Source organism: Halodurantibacterium daqingense (assembly GCF_042666235.1).
In the GTDB taxonomy this organism is placed as follows: Bacteria; Pseudomonadota; Alphaproteobacteria; order Rhodobacterales; family Rhodobacteraceae; genus Halodurantibacterium; species Halodurantibacterium daqingensis.
Map to the genome: position 1 here is coordinate 1 of NZ_JBHTFQ010000003.1, position 23,896 is coordinate 23,896.

Here is a 23,896-nt window from a genome sequence, read left to right on the forward strand (position 1 = left end):
CGCCATCGCACTCCTCCATCATGGAAAATGCGACCAAGGTGCCCGCCGGGTGCCGCCAGAGGAAGCCCAAACCCAATGGGGGAAAAACCCCGCTTACTGCCAGACTGTCGAAAACCCGTTATAGGTCCAGGCTGCGCCCTGCGAGCTGGCCAGCACAGTGGCGGCCTCATGCGCGGGGATGCTGTCGAGGGCGGCCTGCAAGGTCGGGCTGACGGGAATCGCCACCTCTTCCCCCGTCTTGCCGCGCACGCCCCAGATCGTGTCACCGTCGATCTGGTCCTTGCGCAGTTTCAGCGCGTCGGATGGATCGAGCCCGGTATTCATCATCAGCGCCAGCGCCACCCGCACATGCGGCTTCGCGCGGGACAGGACGATGTCGCGCTCCTCGATCGTCCAGGGGCGGTTGGCATAGGCGCGGTCGCGTGGGCGGCGCTTGGGGATCACGTCCTTGGCGTAGTTCGCGGTGATCAGGCCCTGGGGGATGGCATGGCGAAACACCTCGCTCAGCAGGGTGCGCACCATGTTGGCCCGCCGCCAGCCGATCTTTTTCGCGGCCTTGTCGTGGATACCGGCTATCAGCGGCGTGTCGATCACATGGACCGGCGTGTCGCGAATGGGGGCGAGGAAATCGGCGCATTTGCGGTAATCGCGGCGCGTGGCTTCAGCCAGATTGGCGAAATGCCCGGTCTCGAAATAGCCCTTGATCAGCCCGCTAAGGGTGCCCGCACGAAGGCCCTTTTCCTTCTGCGCCACGGCGATGGCCCGGATCGTCTCGCATTGCGCGAGGAATTCGGCCGACCCTAGCGGCGCCTCGGTCAGGTCGATCTTGTGGCCCGTCGCACGGTGGTAGCAGCGCATCCGGCCGTGACGATCCTTGAATATCTTGAAGCCCTTGACGCGCACATGGGTCATCACAGCCGGTCCAGGATGTCGTCGCGCGTCATCTCGACATGGTCGGCCTTCATCGTGTCGATCCAGCGATCGATGTCGCGCCGGTCCCACAGCAGGGTGCCGCGCGCCAGCTCCACCGGCCGCACCGGGCAACTTGCCTTGAAATGCTTGATGGCAAGACCCGTGTAGCTGGCGGCCTCGGATTGTTTCAGCATGCGCTTGTCGATCACGCTGATGTTGAGATTGGTCGTGCCCATCGGCTCTCCCCCTGATCAATTCACACTCGACACCGAACCATCCCTCTCCCTCTCGTCCCCGCGCAGCTTGGTCGCGCGCTTCTGGAACCGCTCCCAGCCGGTCATGGTCAGCAGGCGGGTCTTGGGCGTGATCTCGACGAATTCGAGCCGCCCGTCGTTCATCAAGGCACGAATCTGCGCCGTGCTGAGCCCCACAAGGGCGCCAAGTTCCTTGGGCGACAGCAGCTTTTCCTGTGACAAACCCTTCTCCTTTCCTGCAAATGGACGAAAACGCATTGAATGCGGTGCCGGGCCGTGGTTCGATGGTGGAACGCAGGCATTAACGCACAAACGTGCGCTTATATGCGTTCATGCGTCATCGCAAGCTGATTGATGTCAAGAATGGTGAATCGTCCAGATACCTACCTCGGCGGCCTCGGCGCGCGCATGGCGATCGCGCGCAACGAGCTTGGCCTGTCGCAGGCCCGCATGGCCGCGGAGCTTGGCATGTCGCAGCGCGCCTATCAGAGCTACGAGACCGGCAAACGCTCGATCCCGGTCGAGGCGCTGGTCGACATGCACCGCCAGTTCGGCGTGGACCTGAACTGGATCTTGCTGGGGGTCGAAGCGGTGCGCCCGGGCCATGATTTGGCCGCGTTGGAAGGGTTCGAGACGGCGCTGGACCGTTATCTGGGCGTGACCGGCATCCGCCTGAAAAGCGAGAAGCGCGGCGCGATCGTGGCGCGCTGGTACCGGTCGTTCCTGGAGGGGAAGGAAATTCCCATGGATGACGTCCACACATGGATCGAATTGTTAAGAGAGTGATGATGAAGATCGAGAAGAGCGATGTCTGGCAGCGGCACCAGCTTGCAGCGGTGGAGAGCATGCAGCGGGATCTGGCGCGCTATACGCACCCGGTGATCCGGGCGGTGGGGCTGTGTGGGGTGGCCTATCTGGCAAGCTGGGCGGTGGTGTTAGTGCTGGGGTCTGGTGCAGGGGCGATGGTGGTCGTGGCGGCGGTGTCTGCTGCTGTTCTGGTCCTGGGCGCTCCGGCTTTTGCGCTGGCGGTGTGGGTGGAGCGGTATCTACGGAGGCGGCTGGAAGACCACATGAGTTAAGAGCAAGGGCTTCGCATTCGGCCCATAGCAGCCGTTCGGCTCGTCGGGATGCTACATGGGCGCATCTCCAGAAGCCGCCGCTCGACTACTGTGTGGCGACGACTTGGCCGTGATCGAAGCTACTCTGACCGAGGACACTCCTGAACTGAAGCTACATTTTTAAGCTGGCGCGTGAGGGGTTTCAGGGGCAACCTACGCTTGCATCTTGCTTGGGGTCGATCATGCCCTTCTATATAAGAGATTCAGTTAGTCTTGGTCCGTTCAGGATAAACCTTTCCAAATCGGGCGTCGGCATTTCTGCCGGTGTAAAAGGATTTAGAGTCGGGACCGGCCCCAAAGGCCACTACATTCACGCAGGCACGAGCGGCGTCTATTACCGGAAGACGCTTGGAGGTCTTGGCCGAAGACCGAAACCGGCCACTGCAGAAGGAAGAGCGGATTACGCTTCCGAGATTTCCAGGATCGCCCCCAACGAAAAGCTGCCGACCTACATGACCGAGGACGGCGTCCTCATGCGACGTATTATTTCAGCCGAGGCTGACGTGCTTGTCTCTGAAAGCCATTCGGAGGCTTTGCGCAGTCTGAACGAGGCGCGCGAGCGCCCCTCCTTTACACTCATTCTCTGCGTCGCCGCTGGTGTCGGCCTTGCTTTTTCGCTCGTGTCGCAGAACCCGCCCATCATCTGCCTGTTTGCAGCCCTCCTGGTTGTCGGATACTTGGTTGGGAACATGATCGACCTGCCTAGGCGAAACGTCGTATTTGCATATAATCTCGATCCCGAAGCTGAAGAGCGCTATAAAGCACTAGTCGGTGCCATCGACCGGATAGCGAGCGCCAGCAAGATATGGTTCGTCAAGGCGCAGGGCGACATCACTAACTCAAACGCTTGGAAGAGGAACTCGGGAGCTTCGTCGTTGGTGGACAACAAGGAGACCTCGGTCTCCTATGCTCTGCCAAAGGGCATCGCATCGAATGTTACGCCACCTATGATCACCATCGACGGGAAGAACTGCTACTTTTTGCCCGACTGCATTCTTGTCGAAGAAAATAGACGGTTCGGCGCCGTGCGCTATGAAAACATTCGCACCGCCGTTCGCGATCAGCGCATGATCATGGACACGGCGCCATCTGACGCGACAGTCGTGGGCCAGACTTGGAAATATGTGAACAAGAATGGCAGTCCGGATCGACGTTTCAAAGACAATCGGCAACTGCCAATCTGCTTGTTCGAGGAGATCGGTATGGTCAGCGAAGGCGGTTTCAAGGGGCTGTTACAGGTTTCGAAGCACGGGATCAGCGGAGCGTATGGTGACGCAGTCCGCGAACTTGGAAGGATCACGAAGGAACTGAAGGACGCCGAACCTCTTCTCATCACCAAGGATGGATGAGAAGAGCACGCGAGCGCTCACTATGTGCGTCTCCACTGATTTTTGCGCTCACGGCCCTCTGATCTGTATGTGGCACGCGGCCCAGAGCCGACCTTCGCCCGGGAGTGTCTGAAACTCTGTGTATCTGATCGGGGCCATGCGGTTTTCAGATACGGTCAGGCGCCGAAACGCCCAGCGAACATTATGGCCAGCTGATTGCGGGCCGCAACCCATTCCCGGACGGCGCGGCCGCCCTTTTCGAAGTTGCGGATGGCCAGGAAGATCAGCTTCGTGGCGGCCTCCTCGGTCGGGAAGGAGCCCTTGGTTTTCAGCGTTTTCCGCAGCACCCGGTTCAGCGATTCCACGGCATTGGTGGTGTAGATAATCTTCCGGATCGCGGCGCTGAAGGCATAGAACGGAGTGACCTCGGCCCAGGCCCGACGCCAGGCCGGGGCGATGGAGGGGTATTTCCCAGCCCATTTTTCTTCGAATGCCTCCAACTGGCGGGCGGCCTCCTCGGCGGTCGGGGCTTCGTAAATGGGGCGCAGGTCGGCGGCCACGGCCTTGCGGTCCTTCCAGCTGCAGAAGTTCATCGAATGCCGGATCAGATGGACGATGCAGGTCTGGACCATGGTCTCGGGGAAGGCCGCGGTGATAGCCTCCGGGAAGCCCTTCAGCCCGTCCACGACGGCGATCAGGATGTCCTGGACGCCGCGGTTACGCAGCTCGTTCATCACCGATAGCCAGAACTTGGCGCCTTCGTTGTCGGCGATCCATAGGCCCAGAACCTCGCGTTCGCCATCCCGGGTGACGCCCAAGGCGATGTAAACGGCCTTGTTTTTGACCATCCGGCTGTCGGCGTCGCGGATCTTCACGCGCAAAGCATCGAAAATGACGATCGGATACATCCGGTCCAGCGCCCGATGCTGCCATTCCCGGACCTCGTCCAGCACGGCATCAGTGACACGACTGATCAGGTCGGGCGAGACCCGCAGGCCGTAAAGATCCTCCAGATGAGCCTGGATGTCGCGCACTGACAAACCGGCGGCATAGAGCCCGATGATCTTGTCGTCTACGCCATCGATCCGGGTCTGGCCCTTCTTCACCAATTCCGGTTTGAAGCTGCCCTCCCGGTCGCGCGGCACCGAAAGCGGCACCTCGCCGTCAGAGCCCTTCACTCGCTTCGTCGCGCACCCGTTCCGGCGGTTGGCCTGTTCGGCTGGCGGCTCAGCTCCGGCCTCATAGCCCAGATGCGCGGTCAGTTCCGCACCAAGCATCCGTTCCATCAGCCGGATCTTCAGCTCCTTCATAAGCCCTGCATCGCCAAGCAGATCCTCAGGCCGCTTGCAGCCCTTCAGCAGCTCGTCCAGCAGTTCGTTGGAAATCGTCATCGTCCTTGCTCCTCTCAGGAAGCATGGACCCAATCACCCATACACAGAAGACCTGACACTCTCACCTTCGCCCCGTCGTCGAGCGCTGCAGTGCAGCTTCACTAGACCGGCCATTCTTCCATCGTGCAGTATTTTCGTAGGGAGCTGGACGGCAGAGCGGGACTTTTCTGCCGCTCCTCAGAACTGGTGCAAGGACTGCTTTGGGTGAACCCGCGCGGCGAAGCCGGTCACTTCCGTGTCGAATATCTGATAGCTGATGCCGGGCTTAGATTCCGCCTCGCGCAGGATTTTTTCATTGATTTTCCGTCTTGTGACCATCCAGTCCGCCTCCTTGCCTAACGGCACAGGCGTAGACCCGCGCCACTATCAAGACGGACCAGTGGGCCGGAGCCCGAATACGGGAAGAAGGTGGAACTTGAGCGGAGTGCGTACGTCCGGTCTCGAGCCTACGGTCGAAGACCGATTTGCATCGCGCCGACACTGTCTCACGGAACGCACGCGGCTGTGGCGAGGCAGTTATGATTCGCAAACGTGGCCAACACACCGACGGCCGACTCAAAGATCTACCCGCACAACCGAACAGCCGAACTGCGAGCTGTCCAAGCCAATCTCCATCAAGGGCACAAATAGTGGGGAGGTGCGACGAAAGAAACACGATATGGTGCCTTTTCGCCCTTCGAAAAAGTCAATAAAAATAGAAAGATGAGTACTCTTGACGCCGGTCGTCTACACTTGTAGGAGCTAGGTCCCAACTCGCGAAACCGGCACCTTTGCCCCGCGGGCGTCGCTTTATGCGGCAGACGTCCCATGCGCGACGACCTGCATGGGAGATTAGCGGTTGGTTCCAATAGAATGTAGTGGCGGCTGTCCTGCCGCCACTACATTTCGTAGAGAAAACGACCCGCCCGCTTTATTGCGTATGACCACGTATCGAGAGCGCCCAACCGGGATGCTGCGTCTGCTGTGTAGTCAACGGCATACTTCTTGGGTTGAGAATAGTAGACCGGAATGTCGTCAAGTCTCGCGCGCTCTGCAGCTATCGCAAAAAGACACATCGCTACAGAAAAAGGCTTGGGACCATACGGCGCCATCATTGACGTCTTTCTTCCACCATTCGATGCCATCCGCATCGCATCAAATGCCAAGGAGACGTCAATGGAGTCCAAATGCAAGAAATTGATTGGATCAGCGCCATCGAGAAGCGTAGCGTCTCTTTGTACAACTCTTTCGACCTGTTGAACAAACTTCCAGTTCCTTTGGATGCCAGGTGGTCCAGGCGGGAACGGAAAAAGAAGATGCATGGCTCGGGCTCGGTCATTGCCAAACATCGTCAACATGCTGTGAAGATGGAACCCAACACCTACAAAAGCAACATCGTGACTGTCCCTAGCATCCATGGTGGCGAATGTCGGAAGTACTCGGAGTGTTTCCGGACTCTCGGCAAGCACCTTTGCATGGCTGGTGCCACGGGTGTACACAACCTGCAAATTCTGAACACGATCATCAGAAACTAGTAAGCGAAGCATAGGAAAGAACCAACGCTTTGGAAAAGAAGTTATGTCGAGAATAACACTGCCGCTCTCCGCAGCGCTCCCACAAACATCTTCAATCCTATCAATTGATGCCTTCAAGTCCGCGGATTCATAATGGGCAGCGAGGGGAGCTTCTCGATCATAGTAGTCACGATTACGTCCAAATGCGCTTGCTTGGCTGTCCAAAAACTCGGGGGTGCCTAGTCTTGGGTCCTCCACTTTTACAAGAATTACTTTCGTGGCGAAGTGTGCAAGCTGTGAAGCTGAAACAACAGACCTCTTTTCGGTACCAAGGCACGCCAAGACCGTCCAGTTAGCTTGACCGTACTTCTCACACACCCAGAGCGGCCGACCCCATGGTCGGAAAACGAAGTTGGTCATCGTTTAGATTAAACCTTTCTGCACCTCAGTCGACGAACTCCGGAGGGGCACCTCATATCCACTCTCGTAAATCCAGCCAGCTACCTCCCCAATCTTTGCATAGTACGGTTCTTTTGTTCTAACGTACGGCAAGCCAAGACTTGGGCAAAAAATTGGATGAAAGTAAAATTTTGTTCGTAATTTTCGATCGCTCGATTTGGACGTATGTGGCAACATCAGGACATTACCATAGTCTGCAAGCTCCTCCAAAAATGATCGTACCTCCGGAAACTCATCCAAATCCCTGTCTAATAGAGAAAAACCATTGGCGCCGGGGTACGAGAGGTTCTTGTCATCAAGAAGTTTCTTTCTGAGAATGCTTCCAACGTTGGTGACGAAACGTGCTCGCTCAGCGCTCCTTCCAGATTGCTCGTAAATCATTTCAACCCAAGCTTTACTGGCTTTAAGTATTGAAATCGATTGAACTGAGACTGGCACAGTTGGAACCTCACCGAGCCCAATCTCTGGCCGATCGTTGCGTTGAATGAGCGTGCTCCAAATGAACTGATTCAGGCCCAAAAAGGCCAAGATGCTGCCCCCTGAGAGCTCAAGTAGTTCGCTCGCTCCACCCCAGATAGTCTTCTGCTTCGTTTCGGAGGCTATCCTAACAACCATCGCATGTGCGCGCTCCTTCCTCCACCATTGGCTAGAGCTTCTGCGCCAAGGCAGTAGCTCATCCCTCACGCTGAGATTGCCGACGTCACCCTTTTGTCGGACCCAAAGCTCACCAAGCTTAGCCTGGTAGAAGTTGCGCTCGGCAAGTGAGCGCAACGAAGACTTCGTCGTCTCGGACCAACCATCTTCAATCTTGACGTAACTTGCCTTTTCTCGAATTCCGAGATGCTGATTAACCTTTTCCTCTGGGCTAAGATTTCTGCCATAGACTTCTTCAAACTTCTTCGCTTCATCACCTTTCGGAACATCAAAACCCGAAAAGCGAAGCCGTCGCGCGAATACATCGACGGCAAAACGATCAAACACGTGCCCAACGCGACTGCTATCGTCTTCGTGCTTGCGCAAAATGTCATCTAGGTCGATGTACTTATAGTCACGCATTTGCTCAAGATTGCCGGATGTTCCGTGAATCTTGCCGTGGCTCTTCCAGGAGTAACCTCGTGTCCCAATTCGATATGAGATTTCACCATTTCGAGATGAAAGCGCCTTATTGATCACAGCTCGATAGTCAACTGCTTCTCCGGCCGTTTGTCTCGACGAAATGCTGCCAAGTTCTTCGTACTGATCGATGTCTGCAAATACGCGAGTTCGACTGTCGATCCATCCGCCAACTCTCAAGAGTTCAGCGATCACAATTTGTGGGCTGCCGATGGCAGTAATTGTATTTCTTATCGAATGATCAAGATCGCGGTCCTTCCCATGCAAGAACCTTCTATACGCACGAGCTCGATCTCCCAACCTTGAACGAAGTTGTGCGAAGCTCTCGCACCTTCCTAGCCAACCCTCCCAAATAGGATGATTGGCTACTTCAAGTGCGAACTGATCAAAGTCAGCTTTTTCGCCCAGTAAGCCGACTTCAGAGCGAATATGCTTTGGGGCGACCAAATATTGCTCTATGCTTGAAAGAATGCTGTCACATAGCAGGTAGTTTAAGAAATCAGCAAACTGTAGCTCTGTTTGGAGGACGTCAGCGTCAATAGCGCTACGGTAACCAAAATCGATTACGTTTTGATGTGCAAGGTTTACTGAGCCACAGATAAATTGGCGGAGGTCTTCGCGAACTGGGAAGGGTTCGCGAGCGGTGTCGAACTCCATCCGTACCTTTGGCTTCAGGAGGCTGAGAAGCATGCTTTTACCGCAGCCTTGAATGCCAGTAACAACGATGTTCCCTGGAAGAAACAGCGCCTCTGTGTGCTCCACTAGTAGTGGACTGAACACTGTCACAAACTCGTGAGCAGAAATCCTGTCCCCGACATAAAGTTCAAAGAAGGGGTTTGACTTCATGACTGCCTCATAACTCTCGGAAACAGCGGCTTCCATTGCTCGGATTCATGGTGGAAGATTGGAAGTGTGTTGTTCGGACAGTTTGAAAACAGTACCACTTTTGCGCCTGTCTCCTCAAAGCCGTACATGAACTCTTCTGTAGCTGCTTGCAGTGAAGGCATGATACGTCTCAAGAAGGCATCAACCTCGGTGGCTTCGGCTCTGCGTGACTTCTCAAAATCCAAAACCACTTCATCAGGCAGTACCACAATCGGGTCGTACCGGACATTCGTGAGGCCGTTGGTAAGGTCGATAAGTGCCTTGTCGCCCTTCGGGCACACCACCAAGGGGCAGAACAGTATCGGGATGTCTGAAAGCGCCCTAGAAGCGAACTTGACAGCGGCTTTTGACTGTCGACCTGATCCAACGAAGTCTTCCAGAAGAACAAGCCCCTTTATCTTGTTCCTGGTGACATATTCTCTAATCTTACTTTCGTCGCCAAGACGCGCAAGTGATCGCCAGTCCGGTCGAACTTCTTTGCTCTTCAGTCCATTGACTTTGAGAAAAGAGTTGATCCGCAGGCTGTCCGATACCGGGCAAATCCATAGTTCATCCGCGTGGGTCCGAATACTGCTTTCGACAGAGACTGAGAAAGGGTCGAGATTGGTCGAGTCAAGTATCCATCGCGCGATGGATCCCCGATATGCCGATCGATACAGCGCCTCAAATTCCCGCCGCCCAACATAGAAAACGTCCAAAAGAAGTGCGAGCAGCATTTGCTGATCTCGTGGATCGGATAGGTTGTTGATCCAATCAAGGAGACGTGCGCGAAATGGGTGAAACTGAGCAGGCTCATAGTCATTGAATACCTTTCTGCTCAGGTAGTTCAGTAATGTTATTGATTCCTCGGGTAGCGGGCTCTCATCGCCAGGAAAATCCCATTCCTGAGGCAGCTCGGTCAATTTCTCACTCATAGAAGTTCCCTGCAGTACTTCGCTAGCTCTAACGCCATAGGAGGTGGCACTGCGTTCCCTATCAGACGAAAGGCCGTTTTCTCATTTCTTGGAAACTTGATCTTATCTGAGAATCCCTGAATTCTTGCCGCCTCACGTACTGTCATCCCCCGATGCTCCAACGGGTGAAGGAAGAGCTGGATATCACCAAATCGGGTGTCAACTGTAGGGGATACATCATCCGCTCGTAGTCTGCGGTACTTACCGTTAAACGTGTTTGTTAGGTCGATTTCATTCCCAACGACTCTCAAGTATCCAATGCGCCTAAGATTATCGATCGTTTGGGCGTCAGCACTCGCACAAGTGGCGGAAAGGCGGTCGATGCTGACCGGATCGGCATCTCCATAGGACCGCTTGCGCTCCGTCCTGCGCAGCTGTCGAACAGCATGAAGCACCTGCTTCTCAGCACTGTTTGTTGATCCAAAAACTTCTGGGATCTCCCAAGTTGGTACGCTGTTTGGTCCAGAGCGCACGTTACAGAGTTTTTGACCAGGCTTTATCCTCAGTGCTATCCGGTAGTGTTTTGAGTCAGGACTATGGCAGATCGGCTTGTGATTTATGTCGCTGTCTGAAATGCCGGAAAGTACAGAGGAGAGTTTTACGGCTTCACGGGGCGAGGCACGATACATTGTGAAGGGAGCGTTCTTTCTTGCGATAATCACGGTTCGGCGACGCCGTTGTGCTACTCCGAAATCTGTCGCTGAGAGTACCGACCATTCACAATGATAGCCTGCCGAAGCTAGCGCCTCTAAGGCAGTGCTGAAGTAACAAGTATTCCTGCGGTTCGTGAGGGCTTCCACGTTTTCAATGACCGCAAGTTGAGGCTTGCTTCGGGCGATAATTGAGCAAGTGGAAATGAGAAGGTCATTTCTCTCGTCGTTGGCCTTGTACCCGCCGCCCGTGGAGAAGCCTTGGCAGGGTGGGCCAGCTATAATCACATCGGGCTGGAAGGGAAATTCAAAGTTTTTATCTATCATGAGCTGCCGCGCCACCGGTCGAAGGCTTGAATTGTAGCATTCTACCGCGTCAGCATTCTGATCAGCTGCGAAATGGATTCTGAACCCAGCCTCTTCGAAGCCGTGATCAAGCCCTCCGCAACCCGAGAATAGGCTTGCAATCTTGATTTCGGCGGATGAGTGGTCGAACACTGATATTGATCTTCGTTTCATGTCGCCTGTTTTGCGGCAGGCTGGGTGGCTAGTGAATGACTCGGTGAGCCCTATCGACCTTGCTGGGGTGGGTGAGTGGTCGAGGACGATCTCTATGTGTATAGTGAAGCCCTTGGCGTTCCTCAACGATTAGCTGTAGCCTGCTTGCTTCTGATGCTGTGAGCTTTTTGTCGGTTTCCAAGCGGCCCGGGCACTGAGAATGTCGCTTTTGCTTCAGAGGGTTGATAGACAATCCGGTTGTCGTGTGGGGGATTACCCTATAGTCGAGAGCCGGACATGCATCCCTGCCGCAGCGAATGACTGCTTCCCGCCCTCTGCGAAGGCGACTGCGGGATCGACGTGCCCGGCCGTTCCCCGACACTCATCCAAAGTGTCGCGAACACCCGTATGCCATCCGTCGCGGCTGTGGTTCAGCAACGCGCTGTGGGGCTGATGATGTGATCGACCGAGCAGGGCAGTGGCATTGAGGAAGGGCACACGTTCGAACGCAGTGTGGGCCGACGACAAAAGTGCTCGCTTGGAGATGACTCTATCTATCCGTCGCGTTCGCGCCGCCAGTCCGCGACCTTGGCTGAGATGGCTGCGCATCTGCCCGAGAACCCCCGTCGCGACGCCTGGGCGTTGGATGCTTGCCTAGCTCTGATGCCGGCAGGTTCAACCTCGCAGTCCGTCGTCGTCGACCCCCCATCATCTGGAGTTGACCAAGGACCGAGGCGCAAGGTGAACATGGTTGCATGGTCAAAACAGGTCATCCGGGGTCCTCCTGACTTCGTCGCGAGAACATCGTGGATCACTCCTGACATGGTGCTGTCAGAAGTGGGCCCTATAGTGGCAGGAGACATCGTCGCGCCACGGCCACCCATGAGAAAATCCAGCCGCCTTTTCGAGACCATCCAGATCTTTCGTTCGGCCAAGGGCCCGCTGCGCGCCGAGGACCTTGCGGCACGGCTGGAGGTTTCGGTGCGCACGGTCTACCGCGACATCTCGACCCTCCAGTCGATGCAGACCCCGATCGAGGGTGAACCAGGTGTCGGCTATGTCATGCGCCGCGGTTACAATCTGCCGCCGCTCAATTTCGCTGAGGAAGAGGTCGAGGCGCTACGTGTCGGCCTGAGCATGATCAGTCGCTCGGGCGACCGCGCCTTGCGACGCGCGGCCGATTGGATTGCGGAGAAGGTGGACGCTCTGCACGCTCCGGCAAGCTGGCTGCAGGTATCGCCTTGGGGGGCGCCGGAAGACGACCCCCAACTCGGATGCGTGCCGAAAGCGATGCTCCGCGCGGCGGTGCGAGAAGAACGCGTGCTGCGCATTGATTACGTGGATGCGGAGGGCGCTAGGACGACGCGCGACATCCGGCCCATTGGCATCGTCTATCACATCAACGCCGTCCTCTTGGCGGCATGGTGCGAATTGCGTGCGGGCTTGCGCCATTTCCGGACGGACCGCATCTATGCCTGCGAGCCGACAGGGGCCTTCTTCACCGGCCAGGGCGAGGTCCTTCGGAGCATCTGGTCAGAGCAGAACCGCTGGAACCTCCGTGAGGACGGCTCCTCAATGGACGACGACGCAGGGTGACGTCCGGTGGTACGGAGGCAACTGCTGGAGAAGTCCCGTTCGCAATTTGCTGCCCGTCGCCAAAACACGTTCTAGCTGCGGCTTACTTGCGCTTCCGGCCCAGAGCGGCTGTTCGGCCAACCTGTTTGTTGCCGCGGTGCGACCCGTCAAAGCAGCCTCTTAGTGCCGCGACGAGTAGAGAGCCGGTGTTCACCAGAGGCATGAACATAAAGCGACCCATCATTCATCTGATCCGGCAGCACCCCTACTTCGAACAAAAAGCGTTCGAAGTGTCGGTTGAGGAAAAACACTTCATCCAAGCTCGTCCAATCTTCCAAACGGCGATCAAAAGCGGCAAGGTCTTCTTCAAAGAGCTTTGACCACTTCCAAAGTTCAAGCTGTATGAGCGTTTGATCCAAAAGCCCGTGCGATCTGTGCGGACCGATCATCGAAGCGCGCGCCGCAAAAAACCTTGCCATTGCCGCCATGAAACCCGACACATGGGCGGCACAGGTTTCGAAAAAGCGTTCGTGATCACCGTCCTCATTATACTCGGCATACGCATCTTTCGTAACGGAAATCATCTGTTCAAGTTGCAGGTGCGCTTGTTCAGAATAGAATTCCAGCGTCTTCATGCTAGGAGCGACGAGCCGGGTGGAAAAATAGGTCGCTGGAAGCGCGTCATTGTACCGATAGAGCCAGCCCTCATAAGGGTCCGGGTATAAGGAAAGAAGCGTGCCCGGGAACTTCCCCTCCACAAGTGCGTTGAAAGCGGCCGTCCCCAAGCAGTAACTGATGACTGAAATGGCCTCGCCGCTTTGGGTTTCATCTTCCGAAATCAACTGCTCTGCGAGGTAGCCTCTGAGGACAACGTGTGTCTTGATGCCATCGTCACGTCGCACTGCGAGCGGCATGGCAACACCGTTGGGATTAGCGCCTGCCGAGGGATCAATGCCGCGGTCAACACCCAAGCCACGATCAAGTTCCTGTAGTGCCGCAGCATAGTCTATGGCAAACGTGATGCCGTCCAAGCGATGAATGGGGAACTTGCCCCCAAATATTTTGACCACTTCGTTCAGGCTTTCTGCCACGTTTCTCGCGTACGTTTCGTCTCCGAAGTCCCTGAAGGAAACCGAATACGAAAAAAAAGCCATCGCCGACAGGCAAATCAGTCCATGTGACTGGCTGGACTTCCTCCTGCGCGGCGTTCGAGCCATCACGGACGAATTCCTCAACAGCTCCACGCAATGCCGATGAAGTAATGCCTTCTATCTTAGCCCGAGCGGGACCACCGAGTACCGCAAGATGGGCTTCTTCCACCTCCTCTCGTCGGTTACAAAGATAAAAGGTAAAGCAGCTTTCACGTGCTGCTTGGTTATAAATTTCTGAGACCTCTTTCCAGTCAGCTGCAGCACTTCCGACTGCCAGTTTTGAAGAAGTCAGTGGGATAACAACTCGGGTCATGCTTTCTTTTTCCGCCAGTATGTATGGCCCCCACCCTTCGGCATCTTCCGCGATTGCAACACAATCAGGCAGAACAGCATCCTTGGAGGGTAACTCCACAACGCGCCATTGAAGTCCTTCCAGAATGGCCTTCTGGAGCGTGGGCACCAGTTCTTTCCCGAGAAACTGAACATGTGCGCTTTGAATCATCGTTTGGAAACGCCCCTGGAAACGTTCTAGGAGAGCTGCGAATTCCTTTGATGCTGCCTTCTGCAGGAGATCGCAATCCTCTCGGATAGCATGATAGAGCAATCGCGCAATTGCTCGAGGAGTCACGCTGGTGGGCGAACTGATCAGATATTGTTCAAGCTGCTCTATTGCCATGGCCTCGAATCGCGATGGAACACGATGTTTGGGCAACTCCAAACTCTCAAGAATTTCAGTTGGTCGATGAATGAGAGCATCAATTGATAGAACCAGTTCAGATGCTCCCGCTTCGATAAACTCACGCAGGTACGCAGCTCGAATCGTCAGATGCGCCACTATCTCGCTTATCTGGTGCGCAGGTAGTAATTCGCCAATCGGCACAGCACGAGCGTCTGCAACATGGAATTTCAGTTTTTTCTCGTATTCCGTGATCAAGTCATCTAGCGTGGGCGCATCTGTTGTCGCGGGCTTAGAGTAGAAATCCCTTGTTGCAGCAGCATCACCGCGAGAAACTGGTATGGGATTTGGCAAGCCACGCCGGTACATCCAGAGCTTGTCGTTTCCATCTGGAATAACAAATTCCTTCAAGAAGTGCTGTGGGATGAAATGTTGTTTTCGACCAGCCATGAAAGCACCTAACCCCAAAGTAAGCGAGCAATCTCATTCACAAATACAACCAGATACGGAGTCAATATGTTCTGTGGGTGATATTATCAATTTATGATCCCAAAGACATTTTCCATCTGCGTTCGTCTTAGCCTTCTGCCGGGCAAGTGGTGGTGGATCGTCGGCCGTGTATGGCACGGTGGCCTTCCAACTTGCCCTCGTTCGGCTTGCGGTCAGAAGGCATCATCGACCTCCGTGTGGACGGTGCGGACGCTCTTGGGCAGAAGCGTCAGCTTTTCCGCGAGCCGAGCGTTTCCGTGCGCAGGGCGAGGGCGTCCAGATCAAACAGGCGAACGCCTACCAACGCGGCAGCCTCGAACACGATGCCGATCTCGGGCCCCGGCGCGCCCTTCTCGATGTTGTAGAGCGTCGTGCGGCTGATGCCGAGGCGGTCGGCCATGTCCTGGGCGGTCATGCGACGCTCCATCCGTCCGATCCGGATCATCTTGCCCAGAACTGACAGGGCCTCACGCGTTTTGGCGCGCGTAGGTTCTTTTGCGTTTCATGGCGGGTTCCAGCAGGTTTGTTCAGTTTGATGGTCACAAAGGTCTTTAACGTCCATTTAAATGAACACCCGATACAATTGACGGCGACCGATCTAGAGGCGGCAGGCCTTCGCCAGTTCCTCGGTCTCGATTGCCGCGCCGACAGCGCTGAAATCGCGGGCATCCATGCCAAGCTGGCCACCGATGCGGCGCCAGGCCCCTGCGATATGGCGTGCCATGTCACCGGTCATCTGCTCCGCAGCTCGCCTGTCGATGTCGAAGAAGGCCGAGGCATCGAGCGCCGCGTCGATCGAAGGCAGGTTGCCATGGATCTCGGAGATCGCGGTCTGCATCCGGCCGCCCGGACGATGCTCGGGGTTGATGTCGAAGGCCGGTGACAGCCGCCAGCCGCCGGGCGCGCGCAGAAAGCCATGATTGCGAAGATGATCGTCGGTATTCCTGATCAGGATGCCGAAGACCATCCGGCGATAGAGTTCAACGATCTGCCGGGCAGGATCCACGCAATGGCGGCGCATCGCCATGGCGAGGTCCTCGTAGCTGCTTGCGGCCGTTCCCCCCAATCCCAGAAAGGTCTGAGCCGAGATGAACGGGATCCTGTCCATGTGATCCGCCCCAACCCTGTCGAAGCGGCGGATGAGGGCGGCCGGGAACCGTTGCGAGGTGTTCAGGATATCCGCGACGCAGGCGACTGCATAGTCGTCGTCGATCTTGGGCAGCTTGACGATCCAGAGCGCACCTTCGCTGTCGCGCGCATTCACCTTGGGCCGGGCACCGCCCAGAGAGCCGACCGCTTCGGCCAGAAGATCACCGCCAACAAGCTCGGCGCGACGTCGGGCGTAGCCGGCGGGATCTTCCTCGAAGGCTCGCGCCTGGCGGATGACCTCGTCGAGATCGTGCAGGCGTGGCACGTTCACGCCGTCAGCGCGCGGTGGGGCAAGTGCAGTGGCCTCCGCCCCAGGACCGTCGAAATAGCGCAAGGCCCCGATCCTCAAGCGATCGTCGGACTCAAGCAGGTAGTCGAGTTCGGTCAGATACTGCGTTCCGCGCAGCAATTCGATGATCTTGCGCCCCCAGCTATCGGGCGCGGTGTCCGTCATGGGCAATGGAAGGGCAGAGCGTTCGCCGTCCCGGCGGCTGTAGAAGGGTGCGGCCCCGAGCGGCATGTCCGGCGAAAGCGGAAAGGCCCGTTCAAGCGCAAGCCAGCTTTCATGGTAGGTGAAGGCCGAGGTTTCGCGGGTGCCGTCCGCCTCGAAGATCAATTCGCCAACCGGAACCGCCCGGGTCCCGATCCGCACATCGATACGTCGTGTCGGCATCACCACCCCTCCGGCGCGTCGTCAGCGGCATCCGCCGCCGGACCTTGGCTCTTCTCCGACGGTGACCTCCGTCGACGGGAGATGTTCTTGGGCAGCGTCTTCTCCGCCAGCATCAATCCGAGCTCATCCGATGCCGGATCGACGAGGTCGGCCAGCCGGTCGAAAAGCCCCAGTACCGACAGGGCCATCGCCAGAGTGTTCAGCGAGACGCCCGGATCGCCCTGTTCCAGGCGGTGCAGCGTGCTGCGTCCAACGCCCATGCGCGCCGCCATGTCGGTTGTTGATATCCGGCGTGCCCGGCGCGCGCGGGAGATGTCCTGCCCGAGTCGCGCGATACCGCGGGCGATCGAGGGGTGAACCGCGCTCCCCTTGGTGCGTGCTGCTTTGTCGGTGCTGGCAGTCATTGTCCTGCATCTCGGTCAGAAAGGTTGTTTTTGTCTCACTTGTGATACGAAAGATATGATGAGCCACCCCCCCGTTGCAACCCCCACCCTATGTCTTCAGTCGTTTTTTGTTTTGTAAGTGACACAAAAAACAATTTTCTGATTTACATGCGAGACAAATCGGGCCGACTGGCGTCGGCGAATGCTTCTGACTGCGCCAACCCCTCCAGCGCCTTGTCGACCTCGCGCGCCTTCTTGGCCAGCTGTGCCTCCCACAGGATGCGGAACGCTTCGGCGAATTCGACCAGGCCCCTGGCGAAGGTGCGGATCGTGGTCATGTCGTCGTGGGTGAACGGGATAGGCCGGCCGCGCAGTTTGGCCTCGTTCAGCTTGCGGGCGATGTGATTGACCGCGGCGCCTTCGGTGGCGACCTGCGCACCCCAGGCTCGCAAATGGTCGCGCACAACCGGATCGGCTGGGCGCAACAGGATGTCGGCCGCCCCCATAAGGCGGCGCAGGGCGGCGGGTTGATCGGTGATGCCGCGACGCGCCAATGCAGCCTGAAACCCCGCCAGCTGACGCGCGCTCAGGCGGGTGCTGATCGTTGTGGTGGCGCAAGGGCGCGTGCCTTTGGCCCGGCTCAGCGTGTTGTGGATCGTCCGGGTCGAGACGCCAAAACGGCGGGCCAGAGTGGAGGTAGGGGTGCCCCCGGCGCGGGCCGCGATGATCTGGCAGCGTTCGTCGTCGGTCAGTTTGCGATGGTGGCGCATGTGAAGTTTACGTTCCTATTTCTTGCCAACTTCCTCCAAGCCCCCCGCCTCCCAGCGTCAGCGGAGGCGGGGGGCTTGGAGTCCGTTTCGGTGGGTTTGCTTGGTTGGACCGGGTGCAGGAGACGCGATGCGGGAAACGCGATGCGCACAGCACGAGGCAGGAAACGCGGCGCAAAGGACGCGATGCGTGATGCGAAAGGCGCGGCGCAGGGGACGCGGGACACGGCACACGCTCCGGAAAGCGGGATGCACGGAACGCGACGCGCGGCGCATCTTTCGGAGAAGGCGCCCGTCATCCTCCCAACCCTGCCGCGCGAAGCTGGCCATCGGTCACAAGCCCCGCCGCCATCAGCGCCTTCACCTGCGGGGCGGTGATGTGTTTGCACATCGGGCTGCGGTCGCGCACCCAAGAGGCCAGCCGGGCGTGGTGATCTGCGGCCAGCGCCGTCCGCACCTGCCGTTCCTCGGCCATCACCTCAAGGAAGCGCTGCCACCGGCGGGCGGCGAACCAGTTGTCCGAGAAACAGACCTTCGATCGGGTGAAGCCCGCGCTCTCGGTCGCATAGGCTTGCACCGCGCGCAGCAGGTCGTCCGGGTCGATCCCCTCGGCCAGCGCCTCAGAAATCGCCTCCACGCTCGCCGCCTTCCCGCGTTGCCGGTCCTTCGGGTAGGCGGCCCAGATCCTTTCAACCCTTTCATCCACCGCCGCCTCCGCGCGCTTGCGCGTAGGTGGTTTATGGATGGTTTCAGGGTGGTTTGGGGTCCACCCTGGACCCCGTACCCCGTCCACCCTGGACCCCCTACCGGGGTCACGCTGGACGGGGTCCACTGTGGACCCCGTCCCCTCATCGGGCTCGGCGGAGCTTTCCAGCGCCATCACGCGGTCCAGCACGATCCGGTAGATCACCGTGAAACCGTTCTTGCAGGGCCGCCGCCCGGTCTCGACCAGGATGCCCTCGCGCAGGAAATCGGTGATGGTCCGCTTGACGGTACTTTCGCCCAGCTCGGTGTGACGCTGGATCGTACCCTTGGAACACCAGATGCCCGAGCCGTCATCGCTCGCCTTGTCGGCAAGGAACATGATGATCTGCTTGCGGGCCGCGCTGCCGAAGACCCGGTCGGCGCAGAGATTGGCGATTTTCCAGCTCATGCGCGGGCCCCCGGGAAGGAGGAGCGGCGGCTCGTCAAAGGCGACGGATCATACCGCTTGACAGAACGGAAAACGCTGCCGCACCATCCGCCCAAATCCCCTTTCCGGGCTCGCAAAAGGTTTGACAATCGACCCGTAAGTGCCTGATTTTCCGTGGTGGGTTTGACAGAAATTTCGCCCGTAACCGCCTGATCTTCCATCCACAACTTGGGATTGAAAATCCTCGTGTCGGTGGTTCGATTCCGCCCCCGGGCACCACTTAACAAGCTGGAATGTCTTTGGTCGCGTGTAGACTTCAGTTGGACCTGATGTGACGCTTTTCGGGGACAGGTTTGACACTCTTCGTCCGCCTGCGTTGACTTCCCAGTGTCGGCGTCGTCTCTCGGTTCGCGGCGTGTTCAGTTGCCGCGCCATCATCGTTTCTCTGCCCAAGGGGTCCGCGAGGTGGCTTTCATCGAGGCGCGTGCTTCCGGGTCGGCAGGCGCAGATTCCCCTGACGGACGCAGCCTGTGCCGGTTGCGACCTTCCGCTCAGGGGCGGTGATCTGCCACCGGCATCGCGAGTCCCAAGTCAGCCAGGACCTCCTGCGTATGCTCGCCCAGCTGCGGGGGCGGGGATGCGGTCCCGGGCCCATCATGGGCAAAGCGGAAGCCTGCGTTGAGAATTGTGGCGCGAGGCACAGCCTTGTTCGGAACTTCGACCGACAGTTTCAATCCGCGATCCTGGAGCTGGGGCAGGTCGAGCACGTCGCGCACCGGGCGCACCGCTCCGGCGGGCACTCCGGCCTTGGACAGGAGTTCTTCCCATTCAAGGCCGCCACGGGTGCGAAAGGTCTGCGCAAGTTCGGCCTGCAGCGCGGCGTCATTGGCCATCCGCGCCTCTGCATCGGCGAAGCGCGGATCAACGAGGAGTTCGGGCCTGCCAATCGCGGTGCAAAGCCGTTCATACTGGTTCTGTTGGACTGCACCGATCGTGATGGGCAGGTCGCGCGTTGCAAAGGTGTCTGCCGTCGGTGCGAGGGAAAATCCGCGGTTGCCGGTGCGGCGCGGTTCGGTGTCCGAGATGAACATCGGGTTCACCACCGAGGCCATCATCACCAGCGAGGCGTCCAGCATCGACATGTCGATATGCTGACCGCGGCGCTGCGGGTCGCGTTCGCGCTGCAGATACGCCGCCTGGATCGCAAAGGCGGCCAGAAGCGCGCTGTAGGTATCGACAATGGGAAACCCGATGCGCATCGGCCCGCTGTCGGCTTCGCCCGACAGACCCATGAGGCCCGAGACGCTCTGGATGATCTGGTCAATGGCGGGATAATCCCGCATCGGCCCGGTCTGGCCGTAACCGGAAATCGAGCAGAAGATCAGCGAGGGATTATCCTTTCGCAGGCTCTCGTAGCCCAGGCCAAGGCGGTCGATCACGCCCGGGCGAAAGTTTTCCACCATGATGTCGGCTGAAGCCACCAGCCTGCGCGCGGCCTCTTTCCCGAAAGGTGTCTTGAGATCAAGCACCACGGATTTCTTGCCTGCATTCGCCCCTATGAAGGGTTCGGCCATGCCGCGCAGGTCTCGCCGCTGGGTGTAGTTGCGCAGTACATCCCCGGTTTCGGGTTCAACCTTGATCACCTCGGCGCCCAGCAGGCAAAGAAAATAGGTCGCCAGGGGGCCGGCAATCACGTGGCTGAAATCGGCGATGCGCACGCCGGCCAGGGGTTGTGGCAAGGTCTGTCCTCCTGATAGTCGGTTCACAAATTGAACTAATATTCAGGGGGGTGTCAAGCTGTCAGTCTCCCGGCTGTTCCGCCACATGGCTTCCTGTGCCAGAGCGCGCGGCGTGGCGCAGCGCCAGGTGCGTGTGCAGGCGGTTGAGAAGTGCAAACAGCTGGTCGCACTCATCCCGTGAGAATGGTTCAAGAAGGGCCGCATGCTGTGCGGCCATGTGCGCGTCGATCCGGCGGAACTTCTCGGCCCCTGCGGCAGTCAGGTGCAGCGCATTGAACCGCTTGTCGTTCTCGGCCTTTTCGCGGTGGATGAGCCCCCGGTCCTCAAGGCCCTTGATCAGCTTGGTCACTGCAGATTTCTTGAAGACCAGCGTTTCCGCCAGTGCATTCTGGGAAATGCCGGGGTTGTTCGCCAGAACGCTCAGCACGACGATCTCGCCCTGTTCGGCGCCAGCATCGTCGTAGAACGAGGCATTTTCCGCACGGATATAGGCCCGCAGCGCGCGGCTCAGAAAGGGCAGGTTTCGGCGCAAGGGGCCAAGCTCGACCGGCTCGGTCGGCGGCTCCGGGGTGTCCTTCGTCATCTGGTCATTCTCCGGCTGGGGCTGGCCCACTATCGCCGCCATGCCGTGACTGTCAAACAACAGGCTTGACCTCGTCCATATAGTTCATAAAGTGAACTGTAAGTGGAGGGATCATGACAGCAGCAAGCGAGGAAGCGGCCGCAGCGCTAGAAGCGGCGTTCAACAGCCGGGATGAAGGCTGTAGCGCCGACATGCCGCGGGTCGGTCTGTTCGGAAACGGCATTCCCGAAGTTGTGGTCGCCGCGGCAGGGGCATGTCCGGTACACCTTTCGATGGGGCGCCGCGCCCTGCCGCATGCGATTGAGCAGGTGATCGAACCCTTCGTGGACGCAGAGGCGCGCATCTTTCTGAACCGACTGATGCAGGGGGATTTCGCCGGCTACGCGGGCATCCTGTTCGCCCGCGACGACATCGCGGCGCTGACCGCCTATCAATATGCGGCCGAGTGGATCCGCCAGGGGCAGGGGGCAGCCGGAGTGCCACCGCTGTTTCTGTGGAACTTCGTGCATACGGCCAGCGAGGCGGCGCAAGCTTTCAACCGTATCCAGCTGGAGAAACTGACCGACTTCCTGCAGGGGCAGGGGCTTGCCCAGCCGCAGCACGGATGGGCCCGCGCCGCCGGGCACGAGAAGTCGCGGCGCCAGGCGCTTCAACGACTCGAGGCATGGCAGGGGCGGGGGCAGGGTGGGGCGACGGCGATGCAGTGGCGTAATGCGGGCCGCTTCATGCCCGCGGAGCGCCACGCCGAACTGCTTGAAAAGGCGCTTGCCGCAGCCGGGGCGCCGCGCGGTGGCAGGCGGCTTGGGCTGGTCGGCTCACCGCTTGCCTGCGTGGAAACCTACAGGGCCTTCGAAAGCCTTGGCCCCATCGTATGCGACCTTCAGCCCTGGGGCAGCGTCTGGCCCGGTGACCCGGCGGCGGTTTCCGAGCCCGCGTCCCTTTTGCAGGCATTGGCCAGCGATGCCGCATCTGCGCGTATCGTGCCGGCTTCGGCCCATCGCGGCGCCTTGCTGAGGGCGCTTGAAACCCGGCGCTGCGACCTGGTCATCTGCCAGATTTCGCAAACCGACGACAGCTTTGGCTGGGAGATCCCGAGCCTGGAGGCCGAACTGCGCGCCCGTGGCATCGGTTTCGTCAACCTCGGCTTCCGGGATCCCGAGCCTGATGAGGCCTGGCGGATCGCCGCCGCCGCCAGGCTGGCCGGTGCAGGAGTGCCCGCATGACCTATGTTCCGCTTGAAACGACACGACGCGCGGCAGAGTATCAGCGCGACTGGGCCCGGGGCCTGCGCGAGCAGATCACCAGCGGGGCGCAGTATGCCTTCGTAAATGCAGATACGCCGCACGAACTGTTCCACGCGATGGGCATGCCCATCGTCACCAATCAGTGGTGGTCGGCCATCATCGCCGCCAAGCAGCTGTCCGAGTATTACTTCGACCATATGAGGCAGCTTGGCTACCATGACCGGCTCGCGCGGTATTCCAGCCTGCCGCTCATTGCCGCGCTGGAGGGGGACCAGTCGCGTCAGCCCTGGGGCGGGTTGCCCGATCCCGCGATCCTCTGTGCCCGCCAAAGCGCGGACGATCATCAGAAGATCTTCGCGCTTTGGGCCGAGCTTACGGGCGCACCGCTTGTAACGCTGTCTGCGCCTGCGGTGCCGGATCCCGCCCCGGACTGGTGGCGGCGCGCGCGCGCGGATTGGGAAGCCTTCTATGGCACCGATCGGCTTGACCTGATGGTCGCAGAGTTCCGCGACCTGATCGCGCAGCTCGAATCCCTGACGGGCCGCCCTTTCGACATGGCGGGCTTTGCCCGCTACATGGAGGCCATCGATCAGCAGGAACGCATCTTCGAGGAAGCGAACGAGATCCTTGCAACTGCGCCGCGCTGCCCCATCCGCATCTCGGAACAGATCCCCAATGTGATGATCCCGCAGTGGCACCGCGGATCTGACTGGGCGATCCAGCATGCAACCGCGTTTCGCGATGCGCTGCGCGACCGGGTGCAGGCGGGGGTCTCGGTCGTGCCCGACGAACGGATCCGCATGATGTGGATCGGAGCAGGTCTCTGGTTCGATACCAGTTTCTATTCCGCCTTCGAGGACAGCCATGGCGCCGTCTTCGCCTGGTCGATGTATCTGCCCTTCGCGGCCGACGGCTATATCCGCAAGGATCACGGCGATCCGTTGCGCACCTTGGCCGCCCGCGTCTCGGCAATGAACGAACAGCTGCACCAGCCGCCCTGGGTCAACGCCTGGCTTGTGCATCAGGCCCGCAGCTACCGGATCGATGTCGCGCTGATGCTGATCCCGGAACACGACCGTTTTTCGGCGCAGGGGTCGCTGTTTGCCAAGCGCGCGCTTGAGGCGGCGGGCGTCCGTGTGATCGAGATCTGGTCGGACATGGTCGACAGCCGGACCTGGAACCGCGAGGAAATGATCGGGCGGATCAGCCCGGTTCTCGACGCGGTTCTGGCAGAAAAGAATTGACATGGTTCACTTTATGAACCGTTATTCTGTTTAGGGA

The 23,896-nt window shown here is 58.7% G+C and carries 24 protein-coding genes; 6 read left to right on the forward strand and 18 right to left on the reverse strand.

Annotated elements, in window-relative coordinates; genetic code table 11:
- Window positions 1-93: 93 nt before the first annotated feature.
- The 3 genes from ACFQXB_RS06170 to ACFQXB_RS06180 are packed head-to-tail and all read right to left on the reverse strand — an operon-like array spanning window position 94 to window position 1,388.
- A complete protein-coding gene (locus ACFQXB_RS06170; protein ID WP_377400769.1) occupies window positions 94-912 on the reverse strand; it encodes a site-specific integrase in 819 nt (272 codons plus the stop codon).
- Window positions 912-1,148: a hypothetical protein gene (locus ACFQXB_RS06175; protein ID WP_024811262.1), complete on the reverse strand. Its 237-nt coding sequence runs from the start codon at window positions 1,146-1,148 to the stop codon at window positions 912-914. The genes ACFQXB_RS06170 and ACFQXB_RS06175 overlap by 1 nt, the downstream gene beginning before the upstream one ends.
- A gap of 15 nt (window positions 1,149-1,163) precedes the next feature.
- Entirely contained in the window at window positions 1,164-1,388 is a 225-nt protein-coding gene (locus tag ACFQXB_RS06180; RefSeq protein ID WP_024811261.1) for a hypothetical protein, read from the reverse strand.
- Between the two features lie 141 nt (window positions 1,389-1,529).
- On the opposite strand from ACFQXB_RS06180, the gene ACFQXB_RS06185 reads away from it, so the two are divergent.
- From ACFQXB_RS06185 to ACFQXB_RS06195, 3 genes are all read left to right on the forward strand, one after another.
- Window positions 1,530-1,952 carry a helix-turn-helix domain-containing protein gene (locus ACFQXB_RS06185; RefSeq protein ID WP_377400773.1) on the forward strand — a complete coding sequence of 141 codons (423 nt, stop codon included), beginning with the start codon at window positions 1,530-1,532 and terminating at the stop codon, window positions 1,950-1,952.
- A gap of 2 nt (window positions 1,953-1,954) precedes the next feature.
- Window positions 1,955-2,245 (forward strand): hypothetical protein, encoded by a 291-nt coding sequence (locus tag ACFQXB_RS06190; protein WP_377400776.1) that lies wholly within the window; start codon window positions 1,955-1,957, stop codon window positions 2,243-2,245.
- Window positions 2,246-2,466: 221 nt separating this feature from the next.
- Window positions 2,467-3,633: a DUF4236 domain-containing protein gene (locus ACFQXB_RS06195; protein WP_377400779.1), complete on the forward strand. Its 1,167-nt coding sequence runs from the start codon at window positions 2,467-2,469 to the stop codon at window positions 3,631-3,633.
- A gap of 155 nt (window positions 3,634-3,788) precedes the next feature.
- On the opposite strand, the gene ACFQXB_RS06200 is transcribed toward ACFQXB_RS06195, so the two are convergent.
- The 6 genes from ACFQXB_RS06200 to ACFQXB_RS06225 form a co-directional block, all read right to left on the reverse strand.
- Window positions 3,789-5,003 (reverse strand): IS256 family transposase, encoded by a 1,215-nt coding sequence (locus tag ACFQXB_RS06200; RefSeq protein WP_377400782.1) that lies wholly within the window; start codon window positions 5,001-5,003, stop codon window positions 3,789-3,791.
- A gap of 177 nt (window positions 5,004-5,180) precedes the next feature.
- Entirely contained in the window at window positions 5,181-5,321 is a 141-nt protein-coding gene (locus ACFQXB_RS06205) for a hypothetical protein (RefSeq protein WP_377400785.1), read from the reverse strand.
- Between the two features lie 560 nt (window positions 5,322-5,881).
- Window positions 5,882-6,916: a hypothetical protein gene (locus ACFQXB_RS06210; protein ID WP_377400788.1), complete on the reverse strand. Its 1,035-nt coding sequence runs from the start codon at window positions 6,914-6,916 to the stop codon at window positions 5,882-5,884.
- Window positions 6,917-6,919: 3 nt separating this feature from the next.
- Window positions 6,920-8,950 (reverse strand): ORC-CDC6 family AAA ATPase, encoded by a 2,031-nt coding sequence (locus ACFQXB_RS06215; RefSeq protein ID WP_377400791.1) that lies wholly within the window; start codon window positions 8,948-8,950, stop codon window positions 6,920-6,922.
- Window positions 8,911-9,867, reverse strand: a complete 957-nt coding sequence (locus tag ACFQXB_RS06220; protein ID WP_377400794.1) for a phosphoribosyltransferase-like protein — start codon at window positions 9,865-9,867, stop codon at window positions 8,911-8,913. Before ACFQXB_RS06220 ends, ACFQXB_RS06215 begins: the two co-directional genes overlap by 40 nt.
- Window positions 9,864-11,075 (reverse strand): DNA cytosine methyltransferase, encoded by a 1,212-nt coding sequence (locus ACFQXB_RS06225; protein WP_377400797.1) that lies wholly within the window; start codon window positions 11,073-11,075, stop codon window positions 9,864-9,866. The genes ACFQXB_RS06220 and ACFQXB_RS06225 overlap by 4 nt, the downstream gene beginning before the upstream one ends.
- An 861-nt stretch (window positions 11,076-11,936) precedes the next feature.
- On the opposite strand from ACFQXB_RS06225, the gene ACFQXB_RS06230 reads away from it, so the two are divergent.
- On the forward strand, window positions 11,937-12,650 hold the full coding sequence (locus tag ACFQXB_RS06230; RefSeq protein ID WP_377401861.1) for a helix-turn-helix transcriptional regulator: 714 nt from the start codon (window positions 11,937-11,939) through the stop codon (window positions 12,648-12,650).
- 146 nt (window positions 12,651-12,796) lie between these two features.
- Here the strand turns inward: ACFQXB_RS06230 and ACFQXB_RS06235 are convergent, their stop codons facing one another.
- The 9 genes from ACFQXB_RS06235 to ACFQXB_RS06275 all read right to left on the reverse strand — a co-directional run bounded on the left by ACFQXB_RS06235 (window position 12,797) and on the right by ACFQXB_RS06275 (window position 21,371).
- Window positions 12,797-13,660 carry a hypothetical protein gene (locus tag ACFQXB_RS06235; RefSeq protein WP_377400800.1) on the reverse strand — a complete coding sequence of 288 codons (864 nt, stop codon included), beginning with the start codon at window positions 13,658-13,660 and terminating at the stop codon, window positions 12,797-12,799.
- Window positions 13,608-14,906 carry a DUF4238 domain-containing protein gene (locus ACFQXB_RS06240; RefSeq protein WP_377400803.1) on the reverse strand — a complete coding sequence of 433 codons (1,299 nt, stop codon included), beginning with the start codon at window positions 14,904-14,906 and terminating at the stop codon, window positions 13,608-13,610. The genes ACFQXB_RS06235 and ACFQXB_RS06240 overlap by 53 nt, the downstream gene beginning before the upstream one ends.
- A gap of 268 nt (window positions 14,907-15,174) precedes the next feature.
- Window positions 15,175-15,360 (reverse strand): helix-turn-helix transcriptional regulator, encoded by a 186-nt coding sequence (locus tag ACFQXB_RS06245; protein ID WP_377400806.1) that lies wholly within the window; start codon window positions 15,358-15,360, stop codon window positions 15,175-15,177.
- Window positions 15,361-15,543: 183 nt separating this feature from the next.
- Entirely contained in the window at window positions 15,544-16,767 is a 1,224-nt protein-coding gene (locus ACFQXB_RS06250; RefSeq protein ID WP_377400809.1) for a type II toxin-antitoxin system HipA family toxin, read from the reverse strand.
- On the reverse strand, window positions 16,767-17,171 hold the full coding sequence (locus ACFQXB_RS06255; RefSeq protein ID WP_377400812.1) for a helix-turn-helix domain-containing protein: 405 nt from the start codon (window positions 17,169-17,171) through the stop codon (window positions 16,767-16,769). The genes ACFQXB_RS06250 and ACFQXB_RS06255 overlap by 1 nt, the downstream gene beginning before the upstream one ends.
- Before the next feature lie 143 nt (window positions 17,172-17,314).
- On the reverse strand, window positions 17,315-17,920 hold the full coding sequence (locus tag ACFQXB_RS06260) for a helix-turn-helix domain-containing protein (protein ID WP_377400815.1): 606 nt from the start codon (window positions 17,918-17,920) through the stop codon (window positions 17,315-17,317).
- A 292-nt stretch (window positions 17,921-18,212) separates the two neighbouring features.
- Window positions 18,213-19,070, reverse strand: coding sequence for a hypothetical protein (locus ACFQXB_RS06265; RefSeq protein ID WP_377400818.1), 858 nt, complete (start codon window positions 19,068-19,070; stop codon window positions 18,213-18,215).
- A gap of 530 nt (window positions 19,071-19,600) precedes the next feature.
- Window positions 19,601-20,788, reverse strand: coding sequence for a CaiB/BaiF CoA transferase family protein (locus ACFQXB_RS06270; RefSeq protein WP_377400821.1), 1,188 nt, complete (start codon window positions 20,786-20,788; stop codon window positions 19,601-19,603).
- Between the two features lie 61 nt (window positions 20,789-20,849).
- Window positions 20,850-21,371, reverse strand: a complete 522-nt coding sequence (locus ACFQXB_RS06275; protein WP_377400824.1) for a MarR family winged helix-turn-helix transcriptional regulator — start codon at window positions 21,369-21,371, stop codon at window positions 20,850-20,852.
- A 113-nt stretch (window positions 21,372-21,484) separates the two neighbouring features.
- Between ACFQXB_RS06275 and ACFQXB_RS06280 the strand changes: the two genes are divergently transcribed.
- Together ACFQXB_RS06280 and ACFQXB_RS06285 are read left to right on the forward strand one after the other, a co-directional pair.
- Window positions 21,485-22,594, forward strand: a complete 1,110-nt coding sequence (locus ACFQXB_RS06280; RefSeq protein WP_377400827.1) for a 2-hydroxyacyl-CoA dehydratase family protein — start codon at window positions 21,485-21,487, stop codon at window positions 22,592-22,594.
- On the forward strand, window positions 22,591-23,859 hold the full coding sequence (locus tag ACFQXB_RS06285; protein ID WP_377400830.1) for a 2-hydroxyacyl-CoA dehydratase: 1,269 nt from the start codon (window positions 22,591-22,593) through the stop codon (window positions 23,857-23,859). Before ACFQXB_RS06280 ends, ACFQXB_RS06285 begins: the two co-directional genes overlap by 4 nt.
- The last annotated feature ends 37 nt before the right edge of the window (window positions 23,860-23,896 follow it).

What these genes read in the sequence shown, in the direction of transcription:
- ACFQXB_RS06255 (WP_377400812.1), bottom strand. Translation starts at nt 17,171, where the DNA reads ATGACTGCCAGCACCGACAAAGCAGCACGCACCAAGGGGAGCGCGGTT.
- ACFQXB_RS06230 (WP_377401861.1), top strand. Translation starts at nt 11,937, where the DNA reads ATGAGAAAATCCAGCCGCCTTTTCGAGACCATCCAGATCTTTCGTTCG.
- ACFQXB_RS06245 (WP_377400806.1), bottom strand. Translation starts at nt 15,360, where the DNA reads ATGACCGCCCAGGACATGGCCGACCGCCTCGGCATCAGCCGCACGACG.
- ACFQXB_RS06265 (WP_377400818.1), bottom strand. Translation starts at nt 19,070, where the DNA reads ATGAGCTGGAAAATCGCCAATCTCTGCGCCGACCGGGTCTTCGGCAGC.
- ACFQXB_RS06205 (WP_377400785.1), bottom strand. Translation starts at nt 5,321, where the DNA reads ATGGTCACAAGACGGAAAATCAATGAAAAAATCCTGCGCGAGGCGGAA.
- ACFQXB_RS06275 (WP_377400824.1), bottom strand. Translation starts at nt 21,371, where the DNA reads ATGACGAAGGACACCCCGGAGCCGCCGACCGAGCCGGTCGAGCTTGGC.
- ACFQXB_RS06190 (WP_377400776.1), top strand. Translation starts at nt 1,955, where the DNA reads ATGAAGATCGAGAAGAGCGATGTCTGGCAGCGGCACCAGCTTGCAGCG.
- ACFQXB_RS06170 (WP_377400769.1), bottom strand. Translation starts at nt 912, where the DNA reads ATGACCCATGTGCGCGTCAAGGGCTTCAAGATATTCAAGGATCGTCAC.
- ACFQXB_RS06185 (WP_377400773.1), top strand. Translation starts at nt 1,530, where the DNA reads ATGGTGAATCGTCCAGATACCTACCTCGGCGGCCTCGGCGCGCGCATG.
- ACFQXB_RS06240 (WP_377400803.1), bottom strand. Translation starts at nt 14,906, where the DNA reads ATGGCTGGTCGAAAACAACATTTCATCCCACAGCACTTCTTGAAGGAA.
- ACFQXB_RS06250 (WP_377400809.1), bottom strand. Translation starts at nt 16,767, where the DNA reads ATGCCGACACGACGTATCGATGTGCGGATCGGGACCCGGGCGGTTCCG.
- ACFQXB_RS06225 (WP_377400797.1), bottom strand. Translation starts at nt 11,075, where the DNA reads ATGAAACGAAGATCAATATCAGTGTTCGACCACTCATCCGCCGAAATC.
- ACFQXB_RS06210 (WP_377400788.1), bottom strand. Translation starts at nt 6,916, where the DNA reads ATGACCAACTTCGTTTTCCGACCATGGGGTCGGCCGCTCTGGGTGTGT.
- ACFQXB_RS06260 (WP_377400815.1), bottom strand. Translation starts at nt 17,920, where the DNA reads ATGCGCCACCATCGCAAACTGACCGACGACGAACGCTGCCAGATCATC.
- ACFQXB_RS06215 (WP_377400791.1), bottom strand. Translation starts at nt 8,950, where the DNA reads ATGGAAGCCGCTGTTTCCGAGAGTTATGAGGCAGTCATGAAGTCAAAC.
- ACFQXB_RS06280 (WP_377400827.1), top strand. Translation starts at nt 21,485, where the DNA reads ATGACAGCAGCAAGCGAGGAAGCGGCCGCAGCGCTAGAAGCGGCGTTC.
- ACFQXB_RS06175 (WP_024811262.1), bottom strand. Translation starts at nt 1,148, where the DNA reads ATGGGCACGACCAATCTCAACATCAGCGTGATCGACAAGCGCATGCTG.
- ACFQXB_RS06200 (WP_377400782.1), bottom strand. Translation starts at nt 5,003, where the DNA reads ATGACGATTTCCAACGAACTGCTGGACGAGCTGCTGAAGGGCTGCAAG.
- ACFQXB_RS06195 (WP_377400779.1), top strand. Translation starts at nt 2,467, where the DNA reads ATGCCCTTCTATATAAGAGATTCAGTTAGTCTTGGTCCGTTCAGGATA.
- ACFQXB_RS06220 (WP_377400794.1), bottom strand. Translation starts at nt 9,867, where the DNA reads ATGAGTGAGAAATTGACCGAGCTGCCTCAGGAATGGGATTTTCCTGGC.
- ACFQXB_RS06285 (WP_377400830.1), top strand. Translation starts at nt 22,591, where the DNA reads ATGACCTATGTTCCGCTTGAAACGACACGACGCGCGGCAGAGTATCAG.